Raw genomic sequence first — 12,595 nt, 5'->3', positions numbered from 1 at the left:
CTTGTGATGCATAACGAGACTGTAGAATAACTCTAACAGCCAGATTCAATTAGAAAACGAGCTCCTGAAATCAATCCTAAGCGCTTTTAAGACACTTGCTAATGCATTTGGAACTCATAAAATAGTCTGTATTTTCTTAACAAAGAGTAATTCTACAGCCTCAACGCCGTCATAACCGGCAGCCGTGCACGAAGCGCGCTTTAGGCTGTCCAGCCACGAAGTGGCGATGGTTGATGGCTTTGTTAGGCTACCCTCTAGCATTCCGGCCAGGCTCATCTTCTGAAACACGAAATCGCCAGTATTTATCAGGCTTAACCCATACAACATCATCCTGAGTTAACTTTCTAAACTCAATTAAAAGTTTGCGCTCAAGAACCAAGTTTCCATCACTATTTTCTCTCAGAAGCGAGCCTTCACTAGCTTTAACTAGATAATCGACGACATCATCTTGATATAGGCAACCATCGTTATCTAATTGAGACCTCATCCATATAGATACTTCTGCTGCATTCATGATTAACTCTCTGCAACAACGGCCAAAAGTGATTCCTGTGGAAATACACCCGTATCAAGCTTCTTGCCAGCAAACCACTGACAACGATAACTGCCAGTAAACTCCTCTGTTCTTGAACCAGTTATAACCTCTTTAATTGTCATATCTGGGCCGCCAGACTTAAGTTTTACAATGTCACCAAGGTTGTATGTATTTGTGTTGCTCATAAAAATTCCTTCTCATTTTTAATTAAATTTTAGTATTAGATAATCTCAACATTAGGAAAAGCCTAACAGCTTATTCAACGGCAAAATAAATTTAAACCCGGCCATTTAAGTGATTGATTAATATCATCCTACATTTGCTATCTTATTGAAGTAAAGCAATTAATTGTGACTAAAAGACAAAAGCAAACCGTGCTTGCACATAAAGTAAGATACGATGGCACGGTAGCAAAAATTAAAGATAATAATATCAGATGATTACGATTTATGTATTTCTCAACAGTTACAACTAACGCACGATTTTCAATCATTTTTTATCATAAACCGATGACAAGTCGTTATAACTGTACATAAAACCAGCACGCACCCTATAAAAGTACTCACGCTGATTATATGTTTAACACTTTTGATTTTTTCACATGAGCAACAGGTGACTTGGGTACAAATAAAAGCTTGTTGGCAACGTTAAAGTGCGTTGTATTTGTGAGGGGTATTTGGGTAATGCTGCAACAACGGCCAGAGATTATTGCACCACGATGTTAGTGGTCGTAGGCCATACCCAATAAGACAAAAATGAGCCAATAATGACCCCTCCTAACCCAATAGCCCTATAAACACCTAAATAATAAACTGACTCAAACCAAATTATGAATAATATCGATGATGGGTTGGTAACGTTTTGCCAATGGGCGGTGCTTTTTATTGATTAAAAATAATGGCTCACTGACGCCCTGCTTTGGATCATCTATACCATCGAGCTTGGCAATGCATATTTGGGCTTGCTGGGCAAAACTGTCTACGGCAAATTGTGGCAACACAGCAAAGGCTAAACCTTTTGCTACTGGAACGAGTATTTGATTTAGCTGGTTAACGTAACTTCTTATTGGCACCTGCTGTGCCATGGCTTGCTTGTCATTAAAATAATGATTCACAATTTGTTGCCAATAATGCATGCCATCGGGATGCGCTACCATGCCAAGCGCCATTAACTGTTCAAAATTTATAGCGCTATCTTGATACTTTTTCGGCATCACAATACATAAAGCTTGCTGCCCAAGTGGCGTGAGTTCGAGCTCATCCATATGAACCGCTTGGGTGATAATGCCAAGCTCAACCTGGTTGGCTAACACATTGTCAATGATGCGCTTGTTAGGCGCCGCTTCGAGTGAGATTTGTAATTGCTGGTGCGGCTGTTGGTAATCAATTAAATGCGGATAAAGTAATAACGCCAGCGAGCCAGAACATGCCACTCGGCACTCGCCAACATAAATATCATCAACAGCCAGTTGTGATAACAGTTGTTGCTGCTGTTGCTGCCAAAGTAAGGCTTGTTGATGTAGTTGAATGCCTGCTTCGGTGAGTTCAAAGCGTTTTCCAACTCGATATAACAATGCCACACCCACTTGCTGTTCCAACTTTTTAATGTGTTGGCTCACGCCGGGTTGGGTCATAAACAGTTGTTCTGCGGTGTGGGTAAAATGCCCGACTTCAACTAACTTAATAAAGGTGGTTAACCATTGCTGATTTAACATACCAAACTCCAACGCTAAACGATGTCGATAGCATAACAGCTTTGATAATTTGAGATTATCGATAAGTCTATTTTTGATAAGTCTTTTATTGATAATTCTTTTATTGATAAGAATGTTGAAAAACGAGTTTTATGTTGATGTTAGCTAAGAACAGATCCATCTTCGCTATTTGCCGGGTAAAAAGAGCGGATCTCCTCTGCGGTTAAAAAGCGCCACTGACCTTCAGGCACATCGAGTTCTACTGCACCAATTCGTTGCCGATGCAGCGCTACCACTTTATTGCCCACGGCAGCAAACATGCGTTTAACCTGATGAAACTTACCTTCTGTGAGTGTAAGCAACACCTGCTGTGCTGAGATAATCTCTAACTTTGCGGGTAAGGTCAGGCCCTTTTCGCCCTGTAATGCGATCCCATTGGCAAAGCGCTCGGCGACATCCTCTTTTATCGGTTTTGCCAAATTGACTCGATAAGTTTTGTAACACGCGTATTTGGGCGAGGTGATATTAAATGTCCAACGGCCATCGTCGGTTATTAACACCAACCCAGTGGTATCAGCATCTAAGCGCCCAGCAATATGAAGCTCCGACGGCCGCTCAATATCCAGTAACGAGAATACCGACGGAAAAACGCCATCGACGTTTGAGCACAAGGTTTGCTGCGGCTTATTCAATAACAAATAACGAAAAGGACGCGGTACTAAGGTTTGCCCATTAAATTGCACCAGATTCTTTTCGTGCACTTGAGTGGCCTCATAGGTAACGGCTACGCCATTCACCCACACAGTGGCTTGAGCGATATAGTCGCTCACTTGTTGTTGCGTTAATTCGGTACTTTTACTGACAAAACGGTCAAGACGCATGTGATAGTGATACCCAGGATAATAATTTAAACCATCGCTAAACTATTTATAAACACGCTATAAACTAAGTCAGGCTGTTTAACGTATGTATTGGCAAACCCAATAACGACATCATACGCAATGCTTTCAGCGCAAGATACCTCAAGAATTATCGAAATGGCTTGGGAAGACCGTACGCCATTTGAAGCCATTGAACACCTGTATGGCTTAAACGAATCTGCAGTCATCAAATTGATGCGCATTACCATGAAACCAGGTAGCTTTAAATTATGGCGCACGCGAGTTACAGGCCGCAAAACCAAACACCTTAAGCTGCGACCAGAGGGAGTCGATCGTGGTTACTGCCCTACACAATATAAGCCGCGCTCTAAATAGCCTGAGTTCGGGATAAGGGATGAACTTATGCTACTTAAAATCAACATGTTACTCCTTGTCACTTTCAAGCTTGTCATTTGTTCTGCTGACAAGGCGAATTGCCGCGTCAATAGCTAGCCTATTGCAAGTCGATTCAACGCAGTTAGTAGGGTAAAGGACTGTTTGAAAGGCGTTTCTTATCCCGATCTCAGGTTAAATAGCCTGAGCTTGGGATAAAAAATGGCTTAAGCCATCACAAACAAAAAAGGGAGATGCCAATGCATCTCCCACTTTATTCATGTATCGGTCATGACTTCTCGATATGAACTAACCTTCTTTTAGCATGTCACTGCACGACTTGTTTAATAGCTGCCTGCAACGCCACACACCAAGTGTTGAAACAATGGCGGCGCCAGCCACAGGCGCGATACCCCACCATGGCCAATGCATGTACACAACCAACTCGAACACCTGAGTTTTAAGCATATATAAGGCAAACTCAGCCACGATGACCGCTAACAAGCCAGCAATGGCACCCAGTAGGGCAAACTCAAAGCCGGTTGATGCCCGCAATAACCAACCTGATGCACCAAAGGTGCGTAATACCGCTAACTCTCGTTGACGAGTGGCCATACCGGCCTCGGTTTGTGCAATCAGTACTAGTGCACTGGCCAACAACACCAATGCTAATACTAACGATAAAGACAAAGACACTTGTTCAATAATTTGCCTTAGCTGCCCTACCATAGCGCCAACATCAATAATCGACACCGTCGGGAATTGCCTAATTAATTGCAACACCACTTGGTCTGCCGTTAACGTGCTGCCGTCTGCGGCCAATAGTTGATCATTAAGATGAAAACTGGCCATTGAAGTATACGCAAAAGGCTCAAGTGCTTTAGGGGTAAAAATCATGTAAAAGTTTGGCTGCAAAGTTTCCCACTGCACCTGTCTAATACTGGCAACCGTGACTGATAAATCCTGGTTATCGATTCGATAAGTCAGTTTATCACCCAGTTTAAGCTCCAAACGCTCAGCCACACCAGACTCTACAGACACCTCATCGTCGGTTTGATTAAACTGACCCTCAAGCAATTTGTTATTGGGCGGCAAGGTATCGCGATAAGTTAAGTTTAACTCACGAGAGATCCCCACTCGACCTTCAACGCCATCGTCAGCTTGTTTACCCGAGATCAACTCTTCATCATTAATGTGGGTTAAGCGTCCACGCACAACCGGGTAAATATCGGTGGCTTTTATATGATTGAGGGTTAAAAAGTCATCGAGCGGTTTGCTGTCTTCAGGGGCAATGTTCACCAAAAAGTAATTAGGCGCATTTTCTGGTAACTGCTTTTGCCACTCGTTAAGCAAATCTTGCCTTAAGGCCAAAATAGTCAGCAACAACACCAAAGCACTGCTAAAGCCGACCAATTGCACCGCATTTTGACGAGCACGACGACGCAACCCAGCCAAAGCAAGTTGCAATGGATTGGTGGTTTTCATGCCTATGCCGTGGCCGAGGCGGATCATCACAAACCCTAATAGGCTCAGTAACACGCCAAGTAACATGACCGCTAACACGACAGTCATCGTCAGCGCGAGGCTTCTTGAATACAAATACCCTAAAAGCGCCATCGCCGCTAAGCTGAGAAGCAAATGCAACCACATGCCGAGCTGTAAACCCTCAAGTTGACGTTGCAGCACCCGCAGTGGCGGAATCGCCAATAAACGCATTAACGGATAAGCCGAAAACATAAACGCACTGATTAAGCCGGTGCTGACACCGAGTAATACCGGGCGCAAGTAAGGCGGTGAATACGCGGCGATTTCTGGCGGTAAAAACGCCGTGATACCAAGGTCGAGTAACAAGCCACCGATTAAACCAAGCGCAATACCGAGTAATGTCACTAAAGATAAATGTAACCCAAATAACACACGGATTTGTTTACCCGACGCGCCAAAGGTTTTCAGCATCGCGACCACATCATAATGGCGCTGACAATAACGCTGCGCCGCAATACCAATAGCTGCACACGCCAATGCAATACCCAATAAACTGGCTAGCAATAAAAAGCGTTCAGCACGCTGTACCGCTGAGGCAATCGGAGAATCACCGGATTGCACATCAACCCAACGCTGGCTGTTATTGAGTAGAGGTTTAGCTTGTAGTTCAAAATCAACCAATTGTTGCGCATCACCGGTAAACTGGTACAGGTAGGTCACTCGGCTGCCAGGTTGGATAATCCCTGTCGCAGCGACATCATTTAGATGAATAAGCAACACAGGTGATGAAGCAAATGGATTAAAACCGGCATCGGGTAAGCGACTGATTTCTTCGGTTAGTGATAACTCACTGTTACCTAACTCAATGCTTTTAGGGTATCCAAGCAAGCCGCCTAAACGATTTTCATACCATGCCTGGCCAGTTTGCGGTAACGCGCGCGTTATGCCGGTGCTGAGCTCAATGTCGCCTTTTAACGGGTAACCATCGCCCACCGCTTTGACGGTCACTAATTGAAATTTATCACCCGAATAGACCATCGAGTTAAATTGCATATTGGTGACATGGGCAAGGCCAATGTCGTCTGCAATGGTTAACACTTTAGGGTCTAACTCAACGGGTGAATCGATAATGCGATCGGCAGCAATAAAGTTTGCGGCTTCACCATTAATGGCCACTTGTAAACGCTCGCTAACCCGAGCAAGCCCAGTAACCGACAGCACAGCTAAGGTTATGGCCAATACAATCAGCACTAGCTGACCTTGAGCAAGCTCGCGTTTAAATAACCGCCAAGCAATACGCCACTCCATTAGCTTACCTCCTCGGCCTGCTCAACTTCTTCTTTCATTGCATCACGAGTATTTGCTGCAGGTTCAGACAAATGACCATTTTCCATGACAAGCTGTCTTGCACAACGCTGGGCAAGGTGTAAATCATGAGTAACGAGTACCAAGGTGGTGTCACTTTCTTGGTTAAGGGCAAATAACATGTCGGCAATTTTATCGCCGTTGACACTGTCTAAGTTACCGGTTGGCTCATCGGCAAACAGCACTTTAGGTTCACAAATAAATGCTCTGGCAATTGCAACTCGTTGCTGCTCACCGCCAGACAATTGTTTCGGTAAATGATTTAAGCGATGCGACAAGCCAACACGTTCAAGCATCGCCTGGGCTTTTTGCTTGGCATCGGTAACGCCTGCAAGCTCTGCAGGTAACATCACGTTTTCTAACGCGGTTAAGGTGTCGACCAACATAAAGGATTGAAAAATAAAGCTGACTTTTTGCTTACGCAGTGCGGCTTTTTGCTCTTCGTTTAGCCCTGACAATGCGACACCATCAAGCACTATCTCACCTGAGGTTGGTGTGTCTAAAGCGGCTAATAATCCAAGTAAGGTTGATTTACCCGAACCCGATGGTCCAAGAATAGCAATGCTGTCACCTTGCTTGACTTCTATATTAATGCCGTTGAGGATAGTCAACTCTCCCTCTTGGGTCACTACAGTTTTATTAAGGTTAGTTACAGTTATGGCATTGGTATTTCGAACGATATTATTAGACATACAATCCTTCTTCTTTTTGTCGCTTAAACGCATGTTAGCTACTGCATTTACGCTAATGTTAATGTGCGCGCCTACCTATGCTGCCACGGTTTTGATACTAGGTGATAGTTTAAGTGCAGGCTATGGCATGCCAGAAAATCAAGGTTGGGTACAATTACTGCGAAACGAACTGCCTCAACATGAGATTGTTAATGGTTCTGTCAGTGGCGAAACAACTGCAGGAGGCTTACGCAGGCTCCCGAGTTTACTGGACTCTAGCCAACCAGACATTGTTGTTATTGAGCTCGGCGGTAACGATGGTCTGCGTGGATTTCCACCAAATCAGTTGAAATCAAATCTTACAAAAATCATCACGCAATCACAGGAGCACGGCGCCAAAGTGTTGCTGACCGAAATCATGGTGCCACCAAATTACGGACCTCGCTACACAAAAATGTTCACTGATGTGTATCATGAATTGGCAGATGAATACTCGCTCAGCCTAGTGCCGTTTTTTATGCAAGATATCGCGGCAGATAAAAGCTTGATGCAACGTGATGGCATTCACCCAAATGAGTTGGCACAAGATAAAATTACGCAATGGATGCTGCCTTGGATCACAGCAGCAATAGATAAGTAACTATTTAAATTTTATAAGTTTCACAGCAAATGTTAAAATCTTTTGCATAAAGTGAACGAAAGTCATTTTATTTTCAGTATCAATGTTTAGAATGGATGCTCAGCAAGCAATTAAATAACGATAAACTTTAGACAATTAGACAATTTAAGGAAATAACATGTCCGTCAGTCGTCAAAAAAAAGTATATTTACCTAGTGCGACCCGTAAAAACCAGTACATCACTATCGGCTTTCCTTTAACCGATGAATACCTTAATGCCTACAGTAGTTTAGAAACTTGTTACGATGAATTCAGTAAACTAGTATACCAACTCGCTGAAAAACAAGAGCTGTATAATGTGCATGTGGTTACCACAGATAAATTACCTATGGTGCGCTTTCACAGCGAAGCATATTGTTTAAGTTCAAATGAACAACTGCGTTTCTTTTATAATCCTGCGCATCATGAAGCGAATCGCCTTCACAGCACGCCAGGCTTTAGAGCGCGTAAATTACGTATTGTCTTTTTAGCGACGGGTGATGACTTACGCAGCAACGCTGCCAGTTTTCACACTAAAATCCAGCAATTTATTGCCGAACTCAAGCCGCTGTTACCCGTAAAAGATGTACCGATTAAAATTCGCGACCACCAGCATATCTCTTATGACTTTTTTGCTAAAGCAAAGGGCCTAAAAGAAACATATGGCTATAAGTTACGTGCGGTAGACAGTCGTTATCAACGTCGTCACTGTGAGTTACCTGAAAACGTCAGTACATTGAACTACGTCACCATTAACATTCCAGTCGATCGCCGAATCAAAAAGCAATTGTTGGCTAATGACACTGTCGATTTTGGTGCTGTTTATAAAACGGTTTATGACAAATTTATCCAAGCAACCCAAAGTAAGCAGCTAAAACGCGTCGCAATGGTGGCTAATGGCAAGTTGCCGCTAGTGCGTAACAGTAAGTACGAGCAGCTCACCAGTACTGATGAGTTTCAAATGATTGGTTTTGACCCTCACGCCCAATCTCCCGAGCCGATTGGCCACTGGGACAGCAATAAGCTCGTCGATGTTTTCCGCTTTGTGATTGTTGCTGGTAAGAGTGACGAAACCGATGAAGGCTATGGCCGCTTTATGAATCAAGTAGAAGATGCATTACGCATGTTTACTCAAGATTTTGATATTGATAAAGAACATGTCGATGTGATTTTACGCTTCCACCAGCACATCAGTTATAAAGCTCAGTAATGATGTCATATTGATTGTTATGCTTATCTAAAACAAAAACGACAGCCAAGGCTGTCGTTTTTTTTATCATTCTTTACACTTATACTGATTGATTACGTTCAACCAATTTGTTCATCACGGCGTTAACCGACAACGAAGCACCATGGGCAATTTTATCGGCCAGCTTTTTCTTCATCTGATATCGAATTTTAATCACTTGGTGTGTTTTGACTAAGTTTAAAATAACATCATCGCTAGTTGAAATCTCATCAATCAACCCTAAATCAATCGCTTGTTGACCATACCAATGCTCGCCTGTGGCCACCTTAGCAATGTCCATTTCTGGACGGTAGCGGCCAACAAACTCTTTAAATAACACGTGGGTTTCTTCAAGCTCTTGTTGAAACTTGGCGCGGCCTTCATCGGTATTTTCACCAAAGATAGTTAAGGTGCGCTTAAAGTCGCCGGCAGTATGTTGCTCGTAATCAATATCATGCTTTTTAAGCAAACGGTTAAAGTTCGGCACTTGCGCCACAACGCCAATAGAACCGACAATCGCAAAGGGAGCCGCATACACTTTGTTGGCCACACAAGCCATCATATAGCCACCGCTCGCAGCCACTTTATCGATACAAATCGATAATGGGATATTGGCTTGACGTAAACGGTCTAATTGACTTGAAGCAAGGCCATAGCCATGTACCATGCCGCCGCCACTTTCTACATTCACCAGGACTTCATCATCTTTGTCGGCAATGGTTAAAATAGCCGTGACTTCTTCACGCAGTGAGGCAACCTCACCCGCATCGATACTGCCTTTAAAATCGATAACAAATACTTTGCCCTTGGTGACATCTGCTTTATCAGCGGCTTTTTCATCAGCCTTAACCTGTTTTTCATAAGCTTTAAATTGCTTTTTAGACAACAACTCTTCTTTCAACTGATGCTTAAGTTGCAATAGCTCATCTGAAATATCGGTCAGGCGTAATTCACCTTTATCAGCTTTATTTTTCATGCTACTGGCTAACACCAATACCACTACAGCCATTATCGCTATCACAATCGTCACGGCTTTAGCTAAAAATAAGCCGTATTCATATAAAAATTCCAAATTTCACTCCACAAAGGAAAAACAGTCTGCCGACATTTTATCAGTAATTACCGATAAATAGAGAATAAAAAACCCAGCAATTTGCTGGGTTTTAAGTCAAAACGGCGACTAATTAGTAACGATTAGTTACAGCTTTTAATCACATCACTGTTTGATACCACAATAGTGGCTTGTCCAGCGCCTGCACTCTTAGCAAAGCCAGCAACCTGAGCTTGCATTTCAGCCGTTGCCGCAGCAGCCATACCATCGGTAACACCTGGTACTTCACTAGGGCTAACAATTGAACTGTGGTGACCTTTAGAGAAACGCACAGCACCTGAACCTGGCATAGTTGCATCTACGCAATCTAAACCGATAGCGGCAATTAATGGCTCTGTACCTGATAGTGGGAAATTAGCCACACTGTTTGGTAAGGTTTGATCAGGTAAGTTATTAGCATCATCGCCCGCGATTTCAATTAAATGAACCGGGATCTCTGTCGCAGCTAACATACCAGCATGGTTTAATGGATCCGCTGAATCAATGGCAGTTTGTACAGCCAGTGCAAATGATGGAATAAACCCAGCATAAACAGCCTGTACTAATGCTTCGTACTCAGCAGTACCTTCTTCATAACCTGCAGTGTTAGCAGCCGTTAATAGCGCAGCAAACGTGCTAGACGCCGTTACGTTAGCAAACAATTGTGGACCAAATGCAGCAGAGCCAGCAAATGAACCTGCTAAACCACCCGCTGGAGCCACTAGTGACGCTGCATTAATGGCATAAGGGTTACCTAATGACGCATCTGTAGATGGGTCTCTCAAACCAGTACTGGCGTAAGTCGAGAAGGTTGTACCGACAATACCGCCTAAGCTTAAACCTTGAGCACTGATTTTAGAGACATCAAACACTTGTGGTTGGTTAGCAGCCGCTAATTGTCCTGCCATACCCTCTAATAATAAACGCAATGCTAAATGATCTAGCGTTGCCTGGCGGAAGTTATCACGCACAGTTAAGGTACTGGCAATGTTAACAAACACGAGTGGATTACCATTAGTAAATGCATCAGGTTTACCAATTAAGTTACCAAATGCAGGTGCCGTTGCAGATATTTCATAAGCGCCACCATTGCCAATCTCAAATGAGCGCTCACCGTGCAGTGGCATATCGATTGAAATCGTCGCGATACCGGCCGCAGCATAAGTACCTGCATAGGCTAGGTTCATTTCTTTACCGCCACCTAAACCGTGCATGGTAATCGTTGTTGGCCAGCCACTTGTTGGTGGAACAAATGTGCCACCTTGAGCGGTTGTAAATGCTGCAAGTTTGGCTGCATTTGGTAAGGTAATTTGCACCGGAATCGTTTCATACCCTTTAATTGCAGGGATAGGATTAAGACGCGTTAAGTGCTTGGTTTTATCCGCTGCAGTACCGTCATCCAATTTCCACTGTTTACCGGCAAGTAATGCAGGATTAGCTAACGCAGCTTGTGCATCAACACCTTGCTCAGATGCTTGAGTAAAAAAGTTGGTTTGGCTTAACGTGCCAGCTTGTAATGCCAATAACACTGATACAGGGCTGTCACCCTGAGCAAACCAGCGACCATTTGGCGCGGTTGGCGCACCATCGACAACCGGAATCACACAACTAGTAGAAGAACAGTTACCATAAAATGGCACTTTAATTTCAGCTTTATACACATCAGCCATATCAGCTAATACGTATGCAACACCACTGGCTGAAGTTAATCCTAACGCCTGAGCAGCTGTGTAACCCGCTGGCGTTGGCGTTTGAGTAAAAGCAGGTTTATATGGGTCACTAGACGCCATTAACAACTTAGCCGTCTCATAAACATTGGCTATCGACTGCGTAGTGAATAATCCTGAGAAAATAATGTTTTCAGAATCAACGCCGTGCTCAGCAGCAACGCCTTTTTCATAGCTATTCACTAAGCCTTGTAATTGTAATTGAGCAGCTGTTTCTAACGGCTTAGTTTCAATGTCTAACTTAAGTAAGTTGTATGTTGTAGAAGGCGCAATACTGCGACCTAACGAATCCTGAATTAAGTCTGTCGCCACATATAAATAGGATTGAATCGGTTTTAAAGGCTTAAGTGGCACAATCGCCACACTGCTACCTGATGCTTTAGTAACAAAATCAACACCAAAGGTTAATTCTTCACCCACTTTACAAGCTGATACTGATGCTTGTGAAGTACATTCAGGATCGGTAGAAAGCGAACCACCTACAGTGGCTTCAAAAACGCGAACAGCACCTGGCTGAAATACCGATGCAGCATCAATGGTGAGTGCATTACCCTGTAGATCGTTTGCTAGCTCCATAGTTATTGAAATTGGTGAGCTAGTTGACCATCCATCTAATGCACCAAGTGCGATTGAAGGATTGGTGTAATCGACACCGGTTTCACCCGGAATAGACAAGGTACCATCTGTAGTACCACTAAACAGTAAATCGTTAGGTAGCGGCAGTTTGCCATTAGCTGGATCAAACTGAACGTGCGACAAAGGCACTAATGGTTCAGCTTTTTCTTTTGCTTCGTTAAAACTATCACCACCACATGCCGTCAAACCGAGAGCAGATGTTATTGCAACACCCAAAATGAGTCTTTTCATCTTTTTTCCCCAAATCTTGTTTT

General features: G+C 43.5%; 11 protein-coding genes. 3 read left to right on the top strand and 8 right to left on the bottom strand.

What is annotated here, in order from left to right:
* Nucleotides 1–247: 247 nt before the first annotated feature.
* From AC19MV_RS01000 to AC19MV_RS00985, 4 genes are all read right to left on the bottom strand, one after another.
* Nucleotides 248–514, bottom strand: coding sequence for a DUF6953 family protein (locus tag AC19MV_RS01000; protein WP_498305315.1), 267 nt, complete (start codon nt 512–514; stop codon nt 248–250).
* A gap of 2 nt (nt 515–516) precedes the next feature.
* Nucleotides 517–720 carry a YodC family protein gene (locus AC19MV_RS00995; RefSeq protein WP_498305313.1) on the bottom strand — a complete coding sequence of 68 codons (204 nt, stop codon included), beginning with the start codon at nt 718–720 and terminating at the stop codon, nt 517–519.
* Nucleotides 721–1,352: 632 nt separating this feature from the next.
* Nucleotides 1,353–2,249: a LysR family transcriptional regulator gene (locus AC19MV_RS00990; protein WP_498305311.1), complete on the bottom strand. Its 897-nt coding sequence runs from the start codon at nt 2,247–2,249 to the stop codon at nt 1,353–1,355.
* A gap of 140 nt (nt 2,250–2,389) precedes the next feature.
* Nucleotides 2,390–3,109: a pseudouridine synthase gene (locus tag AC19MV_RS00985; protein ID WP_498305309.1), complete on the bottom strand. Its 720-nt coding sequence runs from the start codon at nt 3,107–3,109 to the stop codon at nt 2,390–2,392.
* Between the two features lie 120 nt (nt 3,110–3,229).
* Between AC19MV_RS00985 and AC19MV_RS00980 the strand changes: the two genes are divergently transcribed.
* Nucleotides 3,230–3,484 carry a TIGR03643 family protein gene (locus AC19MV_RS00980; protein WP_498305307.1) on the top strand — a complete coding sequence of 85 codons (255 nt, stop codon included), beginning with the start codon at nt 3,230–3,232 and terminating at the stop codon, nt 3,482–3,484.
* A 306-nt stretch (nt 3,485–3,790) separates the two neighbouring features.
* Here the strand turns inward: AC19MV_RS00980 and AC19MV_RS00975 are convergent, their stop codons facing one another.
* Nucleotides 3,791–6,274 carry an ABC transporter permease gene (locus tag AC19MV_RS00975; protein WP_498305305.1) on the bottom strand — a complete coding sequence of 828 codons (2,484 nt, stop codon included), beginning with the start codon at nt 6,272–6,274 and terminating at the stop codon, nt 3,791–3,793.
* Nucleotides 6,274–7,023 (bottom strand): ABC transporter ATP-binding protein, encoded by a 750-nt coding sequence (locus tag AC19MV_RS00970; RefSeq protein ID WP_432405283.1) that lies wholly within the window; start codon nt 7,021–7,023, stop codon nt 6,274–6,276. Before AC19MV_RS00970 ends, AC19MV_RS00975 begins: the two co-directional genes overlap by 1 nt.
* 61 nt (nt 7,024–7,084) lie before the next feature.
* Between AC19MV_RS00970 and AC19MV_RS00965 the strand changes: the two genes are divergently transcribed.
* Nucleotides 7,085–7,642, top strand: coding sequence for an arylesterase (locus AC19MV_RS00965; protein ID WP_498305798.1), 558 nt, complete (start codon nt 7,085–7,087; stop codon nt 7,640–7,642).
* 157 nt (nt 7,643–7,799) lie between these two features.
* Nucleotides 7,800–8,870: a DUF3083 family protein gene (locus AC19MV_RS00960; RefSeq protein ID WP_498305303.1), complete on the top strand. Its 1,071-nt coding sequence runs from the start codon at nt 7,800–7,802 to the stop codon at nt 8,868–8,870.
* Between the two features lie 79 nt (nt 8,871–8,949).
* Here AC19MV_RS00960 and sohB read toward each other — a convergent pair whose 3' ends face one another.
* Nucleotides 8,950–9,960, bottom strand: a complete 1,011-nt coding sequence (sohB, locus tag AC19MV_RS00955) for a protease SohB (RefSeq protein WP_498305301.1) — start codon at nt 9,958–9,960, stop codon at nt 8,950–8,952.
* 122 nt (nt 9,961–10,082) lie between these two features.
* The gene (locus tag AC19MV_RS00950; RefSeq protein WP_498305299.1) at nt 10,083–12,572 is read right to left on the bottom strand and encodes a VolA/Pla-1 family phospholipase; all 2,490 of its coding nucleotides are present in this window, start codon (nt 12,570–12,572) and stop codon (nt 10,083–10,085) included.
* Nucleotides 12,573–12,595: the final 23 nt, after the last annotated feature.

This window comes from Shewanella sp. MF05913 (assembly GCF_059758095.1).
Note: the sequence above shows the minus strand (reverse complement) of the source record. Positions and strands in the feature narration are given on the sequence as shown.

Bases quoted from the DNA above. Each gene is read 5' to 3' on its own strand.
- AC19MV_RS00950 (WP_498305299.1), bottom strand. From the start codon at position 12,572: ATGAAAAGACTCATTTTGGGTGTTGCAATAACATCTGCTCTCGGTTTG.
- AC19MV_RS00985 (WP_498305309.1), bottom strand. From the start codon at position 3,109: ATGCGTCTTGACCGTTTTGTCAGTAAAAGTACCGAATTAACGCAACAA.
- AC19MV_RS00965 (WP_498305798.1), top strand. From the start codon at position 7,085: ATGTGCGCGCCTACCTATGCTGCCACGGTTTTGATACTAGGTGATAGT.
- AC19MV_RS00970 (WP_432405283.1), bottom strand. From the start codon at position 7,023: ATGTCTAATAATATCGTTCGAAATACCAATGCCATAACTGTAACTAAC.
- AC19MV_RS00995 (WP_498305313.1), bottom strand. From the start codon at position 720: ATGAGCAACACAAATACATACAACCTTGGTGACATTGTAAAACTTAAG.
- AC19MV_RS00980 (WP_498305307.1), top strand. From the start codon at position 3,230: ATGCTTTCAGCGCAAGATACCTCAAGAATTATCGAAATGGCTTGGGAA.
- AC19MV_RS01000 (WP_498305315.1), bottom strand. From the start codon at position 514: ATGAATGCAGCAGAAGTATCTATATGGATGAGGTCTCAATTAGATAAC.
- AC19MV_RS00975 (WP_498305305.1), bottom strand. From the start codon at position 6,274: ATGGAGTGGCGTATTGCTTGGCGGTTATTTAAACGCGAGCTTGCTCAA.
- AC19MV_RS00960 (WP_498305303.1), top strand. From the start codon at position 7,800: ATGTCCGTCAGTCGTCAAAAAAAAGTATATTTACCTAGTGCGACCCGT.
- AC19MV_RS00990 (WP_498305311.1), bottom strand. From the start codon at position 2,249: ATGTTAAATCAGCAATGGTTAACCACCTTTATTAAGTTAGTTGAAGTC.